This window comes from Bdellovibrio sp. HAGR004 (assembly GCF_055397015.1).
On sequence record NZ_AP029176.1, the window covers coordinates 396,784 to 411,105 of the forward strand.

The following is a 14,322-nucleotide window of genomic DNA, read 5'->3' on the forward strand; positions in this document are numbered from 1 at the left end:
ATGAGCAACAATCCTGCACTTGTAAAACCATTTCTTCGGGGTCACTTTCATCAGGGCGCTTTTTACTTTGCTCTGGGTGCTTGTGCGATGTTGATTGCGGGTTGCAGAAGTTCGCGGGAATTTGTGGCGATGACCATTTATTCCGTGGGTCTTGTGACATTATTTGGTGTCAGTTCGTTGTATCACCGTATTAACTGGAACGAGAATTCGCGCTTGTGGATGAAGCGAATGGACCATGCGGCGATATTCATCATGATTGCCGCAACAGGGACTCCCATTGGAGCTTTGGCTCTGAAAGAAAGTGGCCAGAATTTCTTGTTCCTGGTATGGGTGGCCGCTTTGTTGGGGGTCATTCAGTCCTTGTTTTGGGTGAAAGCACCCAAATGGCTTTCGGCGGTTTTGTATGTGGCGATGGGCTGGCTGGCGTCACCTTATATCTCTGATATCAAGGCGGCCCTGGGTTTTCCCAGCTTGATGCTGATACTGGTGGGAGGCTTGATTTATACGATCGGAGCCGTCATCTATGCCGTGAAGAAACCCAATCCCTGGCCCAAAACTTTCGGATATCACGAGATCTTTCATATCCTGACAATCGTTGCAGCGACCTTGCATTTTATTGCCATCGTGATGCTGCAAAAGATGAGCAGTTAATCGGAATTTCATATCTGATTTAATTCTGAATATCGCTGTCGTTTAATCTCCATTTGAGAGGGATTCTGTGAAGACGACTCTATTAGGCGAGTCTTTGTGAGAAAGTCGCCTAAAAAGGTTAAACTTCTAAAGACTTCGGTCGAAAAGCTTTAAGAGCTTTGGTTCTTCCGAGGTTCTTGTGCCCTTACGCCGGGTAGAGTTCAAGTTTTCCGCAGTAGAACAAGATCGCGATTCGGTAGTTGGCAAAGTTTCTGAAGCCACGAGCATTGGCTTTGATGGATTGGATCTTCGAGTTGAACCCCTCCATCATCGCGTTGGTGATGTGGTGGCGTAAGTAGGTCAAGATGTTGTCGAGATGCCGGCGCATGAGCTTGGCGACGTCGCTCATCGGTTTAAGCCTGGAGTGCGTCGCCCACCAATACCATCGGTCGAAGAACTTTCTCGCCGAAGCTTGATACGTGTAGCTCCAAAACTCCGAGAACATCTCCTTCATCGACCACGCTCGCCCTGATTTAAGTTTATCCATGCGAAGCTCGTTGAACCGAGAGGTCTCGGCATCGCTCATGTTCTCGGGGTTTTTCAGAAACAGATATTTCGCACCTTTGAGTGTCTCGACATCGTCTTTCATAAACGCCCGATGCTCTTGGCGCCTCACTTTGTCGACCGCATCGCCCAAGTATTTTGAGATGTGGAACTTGTCGTGCACGATGTCGGCTTGGGGCGCATTCGTCTTTGTTGACGTGATGAAGGCGTCCCACATATCCATCGCAACAGCATCGATGCCGGATCTCGTCTCCTCTGGAAGCTTCTGCCAGAGTGAGTCTGTGGCCTCAAGTGTTCTGCCTTCGACGACATCTAGAACGCGTGCACCACCGATGTCGGTCATCAGTGAGGCGTACTTGTGACCTTTCAAAAAACTTTTCTCATCGATACCGACGTGTTTGATCTCATCAAGCTTGCGACGCTCAAGACCGCGTTCGACCGCGCGCTTTTGGATGTGATGGACCTGGTCCCACGAAAGCCCTAAAAGCCTTGCCGCCTCTTTGAGGCTCTTGGCGGCAATCATGACGTCAATCGCGAGCCTCTCAAAAAGCAGAGTGAAGCGAGAGTTCGGACCAGCCCATGGGACGTTGATTGTCTTCGCCCCATGCTCCTTGCAATCTGATCTTGGTACACGTGAGCGAATGATCGTTTGAAATTGCATCGTGTCCAAATGCCGCCACCTGCGCTCCTCGCGGTGATCTTTGATCGAACACGATCGCCCGCACTCGGGGCACTCCGGCTCGTGGCCTTTCGACCACTCGACATCAACCTCGACGAGACGATTTACGGTATCAAGGTTGACGTTAGTGACTGACCACGGCGGCACAAGACCGAGAAGCTGCTCGAACAACTGGTGTGAATCGGATGGATTTCTCATCCGAAAATCGAAGCTCATAAATTAAGCGAATTCAATTCGTGCGCGCCGGGCTACCCACAAAAAACTCGGAATACCCAGAGCTTTTATTGCCGGAGGACTAAATGAGAAATTATTTTATTCGCTCTTTGGTAAGCCTTCTTGCCGTCTTTTCCGTTTTGGGAATGGGTTGTGCGCCGAAGGCCGGTGAAGAAATCGTTGGTGGGGATCTGGCCTCCAGCGATCTGATTAAAGAGTGGACTTCGACTTGCGATGCAAAGGTTCACCCCGTCGTGAGCGAAGCGGATCACGTTCAGCGCGTGTTGGTCCTGGATGGAAGTGGAACCTACAGCTATCTTGAAAACTGGTATGCAGGCACCTGTTTGCCTGAAAACTACAGGGTGGCTCATTACGCTGGGGGCCTTTGGACCGTCAGCGGATCGACGATGGCATTTCATGTGCTAAGCTCAGAAACTGCCTCGATCATCGCATTTAATTTGGATGTTCAGGACAGCTTTAACACGGCCTGCGGTGGGACCAGCCCTTATCAGCCAGGTGGTGACATGGCTGATATCGGCCAGCAAAAAACCACCTATACGATGACTTGTTCAAACATAACCCTGCCCAATGCCTCTAACGACGACATCTACAATACCTTCAGCTACAGCAATGGTGTCCTGAGCCTGGGGGAAAATTCGGTGGGAGTGCCTGGGGTGTTTGATGCGGGCTCAGTGCCAGCGACGGCGACGGTCAACTTCAACTAAAAAAGGCGTGCCGCAAGCGGAGGGCCTATTTCGGTTTTACGGTCTAGATGCGGACAATTTAGTTGCCTGATCTTAACGCCGAATTAAGATGATTCCCATGCCGTCTCAACGAACACTCCTGGCACGTGCGCCCAGTCGGGACGAAGCCACCATTTTATTTCTGGATATACGTGGGTTCTCTCACATGTTTGATGAGCATGATCCCATGGAAGTTCTTCATTTTGCGAACTCGGTCCTTTCGGAATTGGGTATGGTGGTGGAAGCCTGCGGGGGAGTCGTCGATAAATTTACCGGCGACGGGTTCTTAGCCCATTTTGGAGTCCTGGAAAAAAATACGAGTCATATTCAGGACGCCTGCTGGTGCGCCGTACGGATTCGCGAAAGTGTGGCAAAACTCAATCTTCAGCGTTACTTCGCGGATCAGCCTGTCGTTGCGGTAGGCATGGGCATTCACACGGGCGTTGTTGCCTCGGGTGTGATCTCAACCTCTGTAAAATCAGAATTTACTGTTCTTGGGGATGTCGTGAATCTTGCGGCAAGGATTGAGAATTTGACAAAAGAGTTTCTCGTGGACTGTTTGGTCTCTCAGTCGGTCTTTGAGGCGTGTAAAGAGCGTATGCAATTTCAGAAAATGCCCTTGCGATCTTTGAGGGGTGTTAGGTCAAGCCAACCGACTTATTGGTTGTTGCCGACAAATAGATTCTTATAGATTTTTAGGAGAACCCGATGATTTTTGATAATGGTCACATAACACCAGAAGCTCTGGCCGAACTAAGTCGCCACACTGATTTAATTGAGTGCGAATGTCCGGCCCATCTGATGGCGATTCTGGCGAAGGTTCGAGAGTTTCACGATTACACAACGGAATGTATCACGAAGTACCCCAAGGATGCCGCGACTCACATCTGGCTTCAGACTGCCGCCAAGAATATCGATGCGATGTTATCTAATACCATTGTTCAGTTGGCGCGGATGGAAGGCTTTGTCAGCGAAGAGAATGAATTCGGGCTCTACCCGGTTCATGGTGGAATGCTAAGCGTTAGGACCTTTGGATAAAAAGGGATCCACTCAAATCTCAGACTTACTTAAGATTTTAGTTATCGAAGCTTAAATTTTAAGGAAAGAAGAGAATATATTGAATGGAATCCCTTTGGGAAAATACCAATCGTTTGGTTCTTTTACCAGAACTTAAACTCATCAACCAATGGCAGCAAGACAGATTTCGATACCACTACAAATGCAGGAAAGAATCTGAATTCGAAGTCTGCCCAAAATGCGCAATACCATCATCCTCGGTTCACGATCGAAGGTGGGTCAAAGTTAAAGATCACCCCATCCGTGGTTCTGGTGTCGAATTGCATGTTCTGAAACGCAGGTTCAGGTGTCCTGGCTGCAAAAAGGTCTTCACAGAACCCCTGAGTGGGGTTCGTAAGGGCTTTAAAACATCTGAGCGCTACCGCAAGGGCCTTAAGTGGGCTTGTGATAACTATAAAGACCTTAAGCGTGTTCAGAGAGCCTTTGGTTGTTCCGCTTGGCTTACGCACAAAGTGTTTTATGAACGTCTTGAGGCTAAAACCAAAGAGCGTATTGCTAATTGCTGGGGAACCCGCTTAGGCATTGATGAACATACCTGGCGCAAAAAGCGAAGCAAGAATGGTGTGACTGAGTTTGCATCCTTAATCGTGGACTATGATCGCAAGCGAATCGCAGAAGTTGTAAAGTAAGCGCCCCATGACGCCTTTTTGCCGGACCTCTTAAAAGCACATAGTCTGAACTTCACAAGGAGGTTCAGTATGAGATCAATATCCAAACATTCCGACAAAGAGATATTCTGGCGGGACCAGGTACGATCATTCGCCAGGTTTCACGGATCGCAGGCGGCGTTCTGCAGACACCACGGGCTCTCAGTCAGTACATTCCAGTATTGGTACCGCAAGTTTCATCAAACAGATCGCGAAGTACAGATCATCGAGCCATCGCCATTTATTGAGGTTCAAGTTGAGTCCCCCCCTTCAAAGCACAATATGCCCGATGCAAAGTGGGTTGCAGAGCTGATCCTGCATCTTCAGGAGGGCTTGCGATGAAATCCCCGAAAGAGTTTAAAGGAGTCTTTCTTCACAGAGATCCCGTGGATATGAGGAAAGCCATCAACGGCCTCAGCGTTATAGTGCAAGAAGCTGGTATGGGGGATCTAATGGGGCCTTATCTATTTGTCTTTTGCGGTAAGCGCCGGGACGTGATGAAGGTTCTTTATTTTGACAGATCCGGATTCGCGCTTTGGCAAAAGCGATTGGAAAAGGACAAGTTTCCGTGGCCCAAGAAATCCTCTGTGGAAAACGTGCAGTTATCCACAGAACAATTTACTTGGCTACTTGAGGGCTACGATGTCTGGAAGATGAAGCCGCACGCGGAGTTAAAATTTGAAAAAGTTTGTTGAGAGCTTTAGCTGAATGCTTGATACTCGCAAAAGGCATGTCAAAGTCGGAAACACTTTCTACACCAGAACAAGAAATGGCTCTGCGAATTGCAGATCTGGAAAAGCTTTTAAAGCAAGAGCGTGAAAAGAATAAAAACTTTGAGAGTCAGGTCAGTTGGTTGACGGAGCAACTTAAAGCTTTAAAGCGCAATCAATTCGGAGCAAAGTCCGAGCGCTGGGAATCCCAAGAACAGTTAAAGTTTAATGAAGCCGAAGTGGAATCTCAAAGTCCTACCCCCGACAAAGAAGACTACACAGTTGAAGTGCGAGGGCATACCAAGAAGATTCGGGGGCATAGAAAGCCCCTGCCGGAGAATCTGCCCCGCGAGATTGTAAAAGTCGAACTTCCAGAGTCCGAACAAATCACGGAGCAAGGTGAAAGGCTCAAAGTCATTGGCTGGGAGATCTCTGAGAAACTTAGGTACGAGCCGGCCAGGATCAGCGTGCTTGAGTATCACCGGGCCAAATACGGTGTTGGCAGTGGTGATTACGAAAAGACCGCGCCGCCGGTTCCTTCAGTGATCCCAAAAGGCATTGCTACACCAGAGTTATTGGCCGCTATCGTTGTAGGTAAGTATAGCGACGGCTTGCCACTTTATCGTTTAGAAGAGATTTTCGCCCGTCAGGACGTGGAGTTGAGCCGTACAACAATGGCTAGATGGATGGTGCAAGTAGCTCAAGCCCTGATGCCAATCAGAAACGTCTTATCCGACCGGATGTTGAGTGCACACGCCATTTCCTGCGATGAGACGAGTGTTCAGGTGTTAAAAGAAAATGGCCGTTCTGTCGAGAGCAAATCGTGGATGATTGTGCGGGCAACTCCGTGTGAGAAAAGCAAGATCGTATTGTTTGATTACAGCCCTTCTCGTAGCGGCGAAGTGATGAAGAGCCTCTTTGCGGGCTACGAGGGGCGCCTATTGTGTGATGGTCTTGATGTGTACAACGGTCTTGAAAGTGAAACATTGGTTCGCTTCGGCTGCCATATGCACGCGCGCCGCCGGTTTGAACAAGCGGTCAAAGATGGTGCTAAATCCGGAAAAACCATGGCGGCTCAAGTGATGGACATCTACAAAAAGCTTTATGACTTCGAAGAAAAAATACGAGATCACGCACCCGAAGAAAAAGTCAAAGCGAGATTGAGAGATCAAAAACCTCTGCTTGAGGAAATTAAGCAAATCGCGGAATCCAATATCGCAAAGGTTCCAGACAAGAGCAAGCTGGGACAGGCTTTCAAGTACTACTTGAATGAGCATACGTATCTGACGAGGTACTTAGACGATGGGTTGATGGAGCCAGACAATGGGTTCGCTGAGCGCGCCATCCGCAAGTTTGCTATCGGCAGAAACAATTGGCTTTTTAGCGACACGCCCGATGGCGCGGAGGCCAGCAGTATTCTTTACAGTCTCGTGGTGACAGCAAAGCTCAATGGCGTCAATGCTTACAAGGCCCTCTGTAAAATCTTGACTGATGTTCCTCTGGCCAAAACCGTGGAAGATTATGAACGTCTCGCCGACGCCATCTTAACATCCGAGGCACCGGTTTAACAAAAAGGCGTCATGGGGCGCTTACACTATAAAATCATCTTCTCTAAATTGTTCTTCTGGCCAAATGTATTCAAGTCTATCCATAAAACTTAAATGGATAGACCTATCATTAAATCTTGATGGCCTAATTATTAGGAAATTAGATTTATAATTTCCTAATAATTATTTTTAAGAGAAAAACATCAATTTTTGATGATGAGCATTTTTTGAGAGTGATTATTTTTTATCTACCGTGTCCGTGTTCTTGAAACGAGAGCCTAACCGTTCTTGTATCAATTCCCAATTATACTCTGTCGGTTCAGTAAGCCTTACCGTGTGTTTTGAACCCTTATCAAGGGGGTCAATTTTAATAAGGGCCATCTTCTGTAAATCTTTAAGAGCATATTGAATAGAATTGTAGGAAAGCCGAGTAGAAAAGCAAAGATGACCACGGGAAAACTCTATAATTTTTTTTGCCTGTAAATGCGGATTATTCTCCACTCTATAACGGAAAAGCAGAAAAACCCTTAAAGCCGTATCTGGCACTACTCCACTATCTAAAAACCACCCATAAAACTTCATAAACTTACCCCCTTGGTTGTGTAAGGGGTAAATGGAAAACATCATTTTAAATCTATTTTTTGAGTTTTCCATTTAGGTAGATGAGTAGGATGGGGGCGGATGGTTAAGCCCAATTTCGCAAGCAAAAGCCTATTCAAGCGAGCGGAATTAAGCCATAGCGGGGCCGACGGAAAACAGTTGGAACCGTCCCAGTCAGGGGTAAAAATACTGACCGCAGGAAAACCGCAACACCCAACGATGGGCAGGCTAAATAAGGCGGAAAAGGGCTAATCCTGAAAGAGACCGAGCCATAAGACGGGCAGTAATCCGCAGGCTTGCGAGAGAAAAGTAATATAGTAATTATTTACTATATACTTATATAGTATATATACTATTAAGCCATGTCCCAGCCCTTACGGGAGCCTAAGCCTCTGGAAAACTTTTTTAGACCTATTCTAAAAAATAGATTTAGATAAGTAGTAAAATAATAATACAAGTTAAAAACAAGTTCTTATGAAAGAATTATTAGCCCGTAGTGTGTTCTATTTAGAAAATATGGGAAAGGTTGTGTTCTGTCCGAGCAGGGGTGACACAGTCTCGAGAGGAGAATTTAAGTCAAAGACTCTGTTGAAGATGTCATTGCCTGTTCCCAGTGTTTTCTTCTCAGTTCTTGAGCTTTATGTCTAGCTCTTTCTCTGCGCTTCAATAGTTCATACCGTCCTTGATGATGAACTGAATTTGGAGCAAAGCCTCCGTTCCCTTGGTTTGGTCGGTTGAAGTTATAATCGTTAATGGCTTTGCCGATAAGATCTCTTGCTTCCGTTTCATCAGCATACTGCTCTTGAAGATTTATTTCTTCGCGCTTCAATGTTCCAATCACTCTTTCAGTTCTGGCGTTGCCAGTGGGTCTACCGATGCCGCTTAGCCACAACTTCAATCCTTGGACCTCGATGTTAGTTTTTGTATAGGCTGCAATATTGGCACTGCCATGGTCTGCGACAACAAAGGGCTTGAGGTGACCACTCGGAAGTAAGTCAATTTTCTCGATGGCAACGGCTTCGGTGACGACAGTAACAACTTGGATCTGGGTGATCTGATGGTAAAGACCCCAAGATAAAATCTTTCTTGAATACCAGTCTAGAAGAACCAGACAAAACATAAATTTCCCCTTCACAGTTACCCAGGTCCAATCCATACCCCACAGTAAATTCTTCTGCCAGGGCTCGTGCAAAAGCATATCTGCTGGTGGTACTACTGGCCTTGGCTTTTCTGGTACAAAGGGGTGATTTAACCCGTGTGACTGCCGGATTTCACCGGAACTGACCACCCAAATTTCACAGGTTTGACCACCCCGATTTCATGAGGTCTGACCAGGTCAATTGCATCATTTGACCACCCCCATTAACGCGGATCGTTGGGCTTTTTAAGAAGCTTCAGATACACCTTTGGACTTCCCAAAGGAGGTATCGGTGGCCAAAAAGAAGGGTCCCAAAATGATCGAGGATTTGGTACGGCGACGAGCCAATGGTGATGGGTTTCAGACCATCGCAATAGATTTAAGCATTGCCAGGAACACCGTCAAAAGCCGCCTTAAAGATGCCGGGGCATACGAGGTTGGTGATGCCCAGAGGCTATTGTTGGAGGGATTTAGCTCAACCACCGTGCAGATATTTTCTCCACACTGGAGTTCGCAGGTCGTATGGGAAGAGGCCCTTAAGGAAATTGAGGGTGGCACGCCGATTAAAGAGTTCTGGGAAAATAATTTAGGCGCCAACCCCGCAGCAGATCTTCGCAATGTTCCCTATGAGACATTTTGGCGGGAGTTCCGCCGCCGTCATCCCAACATCAACGTCCACTACCATAAAAATCATGAGCCGGGACTCCGTACGGAAATTGATTATAAGGGCGATACCCATGGTCTGGGGTATATCGACAAAGCAACCGGGGAATTCATAGCCTGCCGATTGTTTGGCCAGGTTCTCTGCAATAGTCGTTTATTTTTCCCTTATGCCACCATTAATGAAAAACAATCCTCTTGGCTTGCGGGCATCCGCGAGGGGTTCAAATACTTCGGTGGGGTTACTCAGGTATTGGTGGTGGATAACACCCGGTGTGCTGTGAATGCGGCGGACTGGTTTGATCCGGACATCAACCAAGAGTTTTACAACTTCTGTAACCACTATGGCACAACAGTGGTGGCTGCGCGGCCTAAACGACCAACCGACAAAAACCTTATTGAAGTTCACCTCGGGGTCTTCTGGCGGTGGGTCCGTCGTCGCCTGCGACAGCAACAGTTTTTTTCTATAGGAGAACTAAACCGCTATCTCTTGGAATGTGCCGATGAATTCAATGAACGCTACCAACGAAAATATGGTTCTTCGCGAAGGGAAAGATTTGAACAACAGGAAAAATCCACTCTAAAACCCTTACCTGTCAGGACCTATGAAGCTGGCGAGTGGAAGAAGGCCAAGCTTCACGAAGACTGTCACATACAGCACAAGTACAATTACTACTCAGCCCCTTACCAGCAGCGTGGCAAAGATCTCGATGTTCGCGTCACCTTGACTCATGTTGAAATATTTTATCAGCAAGAGCGTATCGCCATCCATCAGCGCCGACCGGACCACCAGCGAGGTAACTACTGTACCGACAAATCCCACTTACCAGAGAAATTCCAAGCCATGGAAGAGATGAGTGTTGCCCGCCAAATCAGAGATGCTGCCAGGATTGGCCCAAGCACTGGCAAGATTATCAACACACTTCTAACTGATGTGTCACACCCCCTGATGTTCCTTCGCCGTACGATGGGAATCTTGCGCCTTAAGGGCCGCTATGGTGCCGAAAAGCTGGAAAGGTCTTGTGAGATTCTCATAACACACGGACGAACTAAACCAACGGTCAAAGATGTCGAGCGAATGCTGAAAAGCCCCAATCTCGGCAATAAACCCAAAGCAGTGCCAATAGAAAGAAAACCAAATCCTCATCTGCGCGGGCAAATGAGTTTTACAACAGAAGGAGCTAATAACTATGAGTCAACCACTCAACATGACAGATCAATATCTGACGGAACTGTCTCTTAAGGGTATCCGTGAGACACTGAGTCTTCGGATTAAAGAGGCCCTTGATGCGGATCTTGATTATGAAGGATTTATGAACCTGATTCTTTTTGATGAAATCCAATATCGCAAAAATCTTCGTAGGCAGCGACTCCTAAAGGCTGCGGGATTCAGATCCCAAGCAAGTCTTGAGGGGATCAATTATTCGAAAGTCCGCAACTTCGATAAGAAGACTATCCAAGAGCTGGCCACCATGCGCTTTATTGACGACGGCATTAACGTCCTCATTTTTGGTGCCACAGGGGTCGGGAAAACGTACCTAGCAACGGCCATCGGTAATCATGTCTGCCGCAACAGCAGGTCCGTTGTGTTTTTGAAGATGAACTTGTTGTTAGAGAAAATTGCATTGGCTAGAGCCGAGGGAACTTATTTGAACTTCCTGAAAAGAATCCATTCCGCAGACTTGTTGATTGTTGATGATTTCGGAATTAAAGCGCTGACGGAACAACAGTTCCAGGATTTCTACGATGTCCTTGATGAACGGGAAAATGGCAAGTCCACAATCGTGACGACACAGCTTCCTTCAGAAAACTGGAACGAAGTAATTCAAGACCCTTTGGTTTGCGAAGCCATTTCGGACAGACTCACCGCACGAGCCTTTAAGATTCTAGTAAAGGGTCCCAGCAAAAGAGGCGATGCCGCTAAAGGATTGACAGATCATTCGGAACATGAAAATTAACCAGCGTCCCTACGGTCCGCCAACCACCTCAAGGGGTGGTCAAACTTCGTGAAATTCAGGTGGTCAAATCGGTGAAATCGAACATGTGACTTCATGATCTCCGCTACTTTGGTTTTTCCGACGAAAGCCTTCGCGGTTTTTTCAAGATAATAAGCGATTCGTCGGCAATGCCAATCGGGGCGCCTCTTCGCGAGAGCAATCACTCGCTTTTCTTCAAGAGGTGTGATCTTATTTTTGCCACCGCCCCCGCCATGATTTTCTTTGGCGGGATCTTGTTTCCAACGGTAATAGGCTCTTGGATTTAGTTGCAGGTATTTGCAAACAGCAAGGAGCGACTCGCTCTTGCGAGCCTTATCGATAAACTCCACCAGAGCCTCGCGGTGCGCCTTGGTCAGGTGGCGATTGTAAAGGGGGCCCTCTAGTCCTAATAGCCGCTTTTTTTTAAGGCCTGCAACTCTATGGCTGTCTCTAGAAGGGCTTCCTTGAGGCGTTCGGTTTCGGCTTGAAGCTTTTCCACTACTGGATCTGCTTTTTGTTTTGGACCGCGCTTTAGGTCTTTGAGACCCGCAATACCGGCCTGTAGAAACTTTTGCTTCCATCGAGACATCTGCGCCGGTGCTATATTTTCTCGCCGACACACGACGCCTTGTCCGACTCGTTCTGCTTCCAAAACCAGTTCCGCCATTTTTTCTGGCGATCTTCTTGCGCGCTTTTTCTTTTCTTTGATCTGACTCATTGTGACTCCCTTTTATCATGGTTTGCTCTCCTTTGAGAACAGGGGTCACCTTCCAGATTTCAGCTATTTACGCTGAAATCGACACATTTTTTTGACTTAAATTGCCCTTTTGACTGTGTCGAACGAGCTCGGACAGCACAGTTGGCCGTCCTAAAAAGAAAATAACTCATTTTATTGATTTGGTTTTTTGTTGTTTCTTGATTTCCGTTCTCGTCCTTATCCTAATCCCTACCCCATTGACCTTAATGGTCGTGGGGCTTTTGTGGGGAATTGGCGAGGTTGCCAGTGCTTTTAAATAATTTCCGTCCTGAAAATGATGACCGCTTTTATTTTTTCTACCGCTTTGTTATGCGGTCGTGGTTTTTGTTTTTGTCCGTGATTTTTTTAAGCCCCGTTCTGGGGCTTTTAGGCCGTTCAATAACGGGGGAACAATTCTTAGCTCTGTGCGGTGTATTTGTTCTTATTCTGGCCGTGGATTTTTTGAGTGTGTGGATAAAGGCTTATCCACTAATCAAGGAACAAGAGCGGATAGAGTGGGAAAATAATGGACGGAAAAAAACCCGTTAAGGAAAGTCTTTGGTTGTGAATCATGTCTAATATAGTATCATATTACTATAATATAGTATTTATAGAGAGACAGAAAATCTGGGAAATATATGGAAAATGTAATTTTAAGTTTGGCTTTTAAATATGGTATTCCGATACAAAAGATTATCAGCACCAATGAACTTGGATTGGATTTCCAAACTTCTATTGGCGAAAGTGTTGATGGCAAAAAATGGATTTTGAGAGTTCCTCGTAGGAAAAATATTTTTTCTCAGATTCAAAAAGAGCAGGGCCATCTCAATTTTTTAAAATCTAAAGTCAGTTTTGATGTTCCAGATTGGAAGGTTGTGAATCCAGAACTAATTGCTTATCCACTATTGACTGATAAACCTGCATTAGAAGTAAATCCAGCCACCCAAGAGTTTATTTGGAATGTGGATTTAGAATCTTATAAATACTCTCAATCACTGGGCTTAGTTTTATACGAACTACATCAACTTACCCAAGAGGCTCATGATTTTGGCTTGCCACTAAGAACACCCGAGAAGATTAGAAAAGAACTTTTGGATGAAATTGATTTGGTTAAAACTCAACTAGGTCTGTCTAATCATTTAGAAGAAAAATGGAGAACTTGGATTGATGACGATACTTACTGGCCATCTTTTTCTACCATTATCCACGGAGATTTATATGCAGGCCACACTTTAGTTAATTCCGAAGAGCGGATAACGGGAATTATAGACTGGAGTGAAATGCAAATTGGAGACTCATCCATTGACTTTGCAGGTCAGTACATTGGATTGGGTGAAATCCAATTAGATAAGACTTTATTGGCCTATGAAAAATTGGGCGGAAGAACTTGGCCGAGAATGAAAGAGCATATAATTCAACGAACTTTAGCCGCTCCGCTCAAGTTTGGAGTGTTTGCTCTCAAAACAAAAGATGATAACCATATACAGGCGGCGAAAGAGCAACTGAATAGTTAAGCATAGTTTGGGAATAAAAAATTTAATAATGAAGTGTGCTACTTTTGTCATCCAGATAATTTTGTAATGGCTTAAGTATATGATATAATTGTTGAAAATGGATTTTTAATATTATTAAAATCATCTCCGCCATTTTTGATCAAGCTACTCGCTTAAATTCTTTGGTTCTACACGGTCGATGGTGGAACTCACTCAAAATCCCAAACATCTGGTTCTACACGGTCGATGGTGGAACTCACTCAAAATCCCAAACATCTTAAATATTTAGCAAACGAAGTCTGTAGTTATTAAAACTGCGAACTCCAAAAGCGTTGTATTGTTCGCCCTTTGCGCGTCGGTTGTAGCCCTCCGTTCTTGCGTTGGTCAATCCTGATTTGAAGTAATGAAGGATCTCGGATCGCCATTTCATAAGAGTTTTACGTAATTTCAGGATCTCAGGAAGTTTAGATAAAGCCATTCGATCTGTGAGGTTCGTGAGAGCGCGCGAAGCGCGCTCAAACCCTTTTGTTCGATATAATTGATGAAGGGCTTCTTTGTACCAGTATATTTCCTTAAGTTTTGCGTGATGATTGAGCCATTGATCCAGGGCTGACTTTTCAAAATACCTCAGTCGATGCCGATTCCGCAGAAGCAAAGTTCTAACTGGATTAGATCGCTGATCACCGGTGATTTCAGTGCGAGCTTTGTTGATCATCGGGTTGGCCAAGCGAAGAACATGGAATTTGTCTGCTGTAAGTTTTGCGTTGGGGAAAAACTCTCGCACAAATTTCTTAAATGGATCGCACATATCGATGGTGACTTCACGAACACGCTCTCGACCTGGAATATAGGCCAAATGTTCCTTCATCGCTTGTACAGTTTTGCCATTTACAACGTAAGCGCCCCATG

The 14,322-nt window shown here is 46.0% G+C and carries 17 protein-coding genes and 1 pseudogene; 12 read left to right on the forward strand and 6 right to left on the reverse strand.

Annotation, left to right across the window (positions count from 1 at the left end; all coding sequences use genetic code 11):
• Positions 1 to 651 carry a PAQR family membrane homeostasis protein TrhA gene (trhA, locus tag ACZ5ZV_RS02115; RefSeq protein ID WP_464119787.1) on the forward strand — a complete coding sequence of 217 codons (651 nt, stop codon included), beginning with the start codon at positions 1 to 3 and terminating at the stop codon, positions 649 to 651.
• Positions 652 to 835: 184 nt separating this feature from the next.
• Here the strand turns inward: trhA and ACZ5ZV_RS02120 are convergent, their stop codons facing one another.
• Positions 836 to 2,071 (reverse strand): ISL3 family transposase, encoded by a 1,236-nt coding sequence (locus ACZ5ZV_RS02120; RefSeq protein ID WP_464117565.1) that lies wholly within the window; start codon positions 2,069 to 2,071, stop codon positions 836 to 838.
• 101 nt (positions 2,072 to 2,172) lie between these two features.
• Between ACZ5ZV_RS02120 and ACZ5ZV_RS02125 the strand changes: the two genes are divergently transcribed.
• From ACZ5ZV_RS02125 to tnpC, 7 genes are all read left to right on the forward strand, one after another.
• Positions 2,173 to 2,811 carry a hypothetical protein gene (locus ACZ5ZV_RS02125; RefSeq protein WP_464119789.1) on the forward strand — a complete coding sequence of 213 codons (639 nt, stop codon included), beginning with the start codon at positions 2,173 to 2,175 and terminating at the stop codon, positions 2,809 to 2,811.
• 97 nt (positions 2,812 to 2,908) lie between these two features.
• On the forward strand, positions 2,909 to 3,520 hold the full coding sequence (locus ACZ5ZV_RS02130; RefSeq protein ID WP_464119791.1) for an adenylate/guanylate cyclase domain-containing protein: 612 nt from the start codon (positions 2,909 to 2,911) through the stop codon (positions 3,518 to 3,520).
• Between the two features lie 17 nt (positions 3,521 to 3,537).
• Complete coding sequence (locus ACZ5ZV_RS02135) at positions 3,538 to 3,867, forward strand: hypothetical protein (RefSeq protein ID WP_464119793.1); 330 nt, start codon at positions 3,538 to 3,540, stop codon at positions 3,865 to 3,867.
• Positions 3,868 to 3,950: 83 nt separating this feature from the next.
• Entirely contained in the window at positions 3,951 to 4,535 is a 585-nt protein-coding gene (locus ACZ5ZV_RS02140) for a transposase family protein (RefSeq protein WP_464119795.1), read from the forward strand.
• A gap of 69 nt (positions 4,536 to 4,604) precedes the next feature.
• Positions 4,605 to 4,895, forward strand: coding sequence for an IS66 family insertion sequence element accessory protein TnpA (gene tnpA, locus ACZ5ZV_RS02145; RefSeq protein ID WP_464118800.1), 291 nt, complete (start codon positions 4,605 to 4,607; stop codon positions 4,893 to 4,895).
• The gene (gene tnpB / locus ACZ5ZV_RS02150) at positions 4,892 to 5,248 is read left to right on the forward strand and encodes an IS66 family insertion sequence element accessory protein TnpB (RefSeq protein WP_464118799.1); all 357 of its coding nucleotides are present in this window, start codon (positions 4,892 to 4,894) and stop codon (positions 5,246 to 5,248) included. Before tnpA ends, tnpB begins: the two co-directional genes overlap by 4 nt.
• 35 nt (positions 5,249 to 5,283) lie before the next feature.
• Positions 5,284 to 6,831, forward strand: a complete 1,548-nt coding sequence (gene tnpC / locus ACZ5ZV_RS02155) for an IS66 family transposase (protein WP_464118798.1) — start codon at positions 5,284 to 5,286, stop codon at positions 6,829 to 6,831.
• Positions 6,832 to 7,047: 216 nt separating this feature from the next.
• Here tnpC and ACZ5ZV_RS02160 read toward each other — a convergent pair whose 3' ends face one another.
• Positions 7,048 to 7,392: a hypothetical protein gene (locus ACZ5ZV_RS02160; protein WP_464119796.1), complete on the reverse strand. Its 345-nt coding sequence runs from the start codon at positions 7,390 to 7,392 to the stop codon at positions 7,048 to 7,050.
• A 589-nt stretch (positions 7,393 to 7,981) separates the two neighbouring features.
• Entirely contained in the window at positions 7,982 to 8,530 is a 549-nt protein-coding gene (locus ACZ5ZV_RS02165) for an integrase core domain-containing protein (RefSeq protein WP_464119798.1), read from the reverse strand.
• Between the two features lie 310 nt (positions 8,531 to 8,840).
• On the opposite strand from ACZ5ZV_RS02165, the gene istA reads away from it, so the two are divergent.
• On the forward strand, positions 8,841 to 10,451 hold the full coding sequence (istA, locus tag ACZ5ZV_RS02170; protein WP_464119800.1) for an IS21 family transposase: 1,611 nt from the start codon (positions 8,841 to 8,843) through the stop codon (positions 10,449 to 10,451).
• Complete coding sequence (gene istB / locus ACZ5ZV_RS02175; RefSeq protein ID WP_464119802.1) at positions 10,399 to 11,166, forward strand: IS21-like element helper ATPase IstB; 768 nt, start codon at positions 10,399 to 10,401, stop codon at positions 11,164 to 11,166. Before istA ends, istB begins: the two co-directional genes overlap by 53 nt.
• Here istB and ACZ5ZV_RS02180 read toward each other — a convergent pair.
• A complete protein-coding gene (locus ACZ5ZV_RS02180; protein ID WP_464119803.1) occupies positions 11,163 to 11,534 on the reverse strand; it encodes a helix-turn-helix domain-containing protein in 372 nt (123 codons plus the stop codon). The two genes, istB and ACZ5ZV_RS02180, sit on opposite strands and share 4 nt — an antisense overlap.
• A gap of 56 nt (positions 11,535 to 11,590) precedes the next feature.
• Complete coding sequence (locus ACZ5ZV_RS02185) at positions 11,591 to 11,902, reverse strand: helix-turn-helix domain-containing protein (protein WP_464117936.1); 312 nt, start codon at positions 11,900 to 11,902, stop codon at positions 11,591 to 11,593.
• Positions 11,903 to 12,187: 285 nt separating this feature from the next.
• Between ACZ5ZV_RS02185 and ACZ5ZV_RS02190 the strand changes: the two genes are divergently transcribed.
• Together ACZ5ZV_RS02190 and ACZ5ZV_RS02195 are read left to right on the forward strand one after the other, a co-directional pair.
• On the forward strand, positions 12,188 to 12,469 hold the full coding sequence (locus ACZ5ZV_RS02190; RefSeq protein ID WP_464119805.1) for a hypothetical protein: 282 nt from the start codon (positions 12,188 to 12,190) through the stop codon (positions 12,467 to 12,469).
• A gap of 89 nt (positions 12,470 to 12,558) precedes the next feature.
• Positions 12,559 to 13,434 carry a macrolide 2'-phosphotransferase gene (locus ACZ5ZV_RS02195; RefSeq protein ID WP_374000024.1) on the forward strand — a complete coding sequence of 292 codons (876 nt, stop codon included), beginning with the start codon at positions 12,559 to 12,561 and terminating at the stop codon, positions 13,432 to 13,434.
• A gap of 256 nt (positions 13,435 to 13,690) precedes the next feature.
• Here the strand turns inward: ACZ5ZV_RS02195 and ACZ5ZV_RS02200 are convergent.
• A pseudogene (locus ACZ5ZV_RS02200) lies at positions 13,691 to 14,299 on the reverse strand (ISL3 family transposase); the annotation flags it as partial.
• Between the last annotated feature and the right edge of the window lie 23 nt (positions 14,300 to 14,322).

Bases quoted from the DNA above. Each gene is read 5' to 3' on its own strand.
- tnpA (WP_464118800.1), top strand. From the start codon at position 4,605: ATGAGATCAATATCCAAACATTCCGACAAAGAGATATTCTGGCGGGAC.
- ACZ5ZV_RS02135 (WP_464119793.1), top strand. From the start codon at position 3,538: ATGATTTTTGATAATGGTCACATAACACCAGAAGCTCTGGCCGAACTA.
- ACZ5ZV_RS02120 (WP_464117565.1), bottom strand. From the start codon at position 2,071: ATGAGAAATCCATCCGATTCACACCAGTTGTTCGAGCAGCTTCTCGGT.
- ACZ5ZV_RS02195 (WP_374000024.1), top strand. From the start codon at position 12,559: ATGGAAAATGTAATTTTAAGTTTGGCTTTTAAATATGGTATTCCGATA.
- tnpB (WP_464118799.1), top strand. From the start codon at position 4,892: ATGAAATCCCCGAAAGAGTTTAAAGGAGTCTTTCTTCACAGAGATCCC.
- trhA (WP_464119787.1), top strand. From the start codon at position 1: ATGAGCAACAATCCTGCACTTGTAAAACCATTTCTTCGGGGTCACTTT.
- ACZ5ZV_RS02185 (WP_464117936.1), bottom strand. From the start codon at position 11,902: ATGAGTCAGATCAAAGAAAAGAAAAAGCGCGCAAGAAGATCGCCAGAA.
- tnpC (WP_464118798.1), top strand. From the start codon at position 5,284: ATGTCAAAGTCGGAAACACTTTCTACACCAGAACAAGAAATGGCTCTG.
- ACZ5ZV_RS02165 (WP_464119798.1), bottom strand. From the start codon at position 8,530: ATGTTTTGTCTGGTTCTTCTAGACTGGTATTCAAGAAAGATTTTATCT.
- ACZ5ZV_RS02140 (WP_464119795.1), top strand. From the start codon at position 3,951: ATGGAATCCCTTTGGGAAAATACCAATCGTTTGGTTCTTTTACCAGAA.
- ACZ5ZV_RS02160 (WP_464119796.1), bottom strand. From the start codon at position 7,392: ATGAAGTTTTATGGGTGGTTTTTAGATAGTGGAGTAGTGCCAGATACG.
- ACZ5ZV_RS02125 (WP_464119789.1), top strand. From the start codon at position 2,173: ATGAGAAATTATTTTATTCGCTCTTTGGTAAGCCTTCTTGCCGTCTTT.
- istB (WP_464119802.1), top strand. From the start codon at position 10,399: ATGAGTCAACCACTCAACATGACAGATCAATATCTGACGGAACTGTCT.
- ACZ5ZV_RS02130 (WP_464119791.1), top strand. From the start codon at position 2,909: ATGCCGTCTCAACGAACACTCCTGGCACGTGCGCCCAGTCGGGACGAA.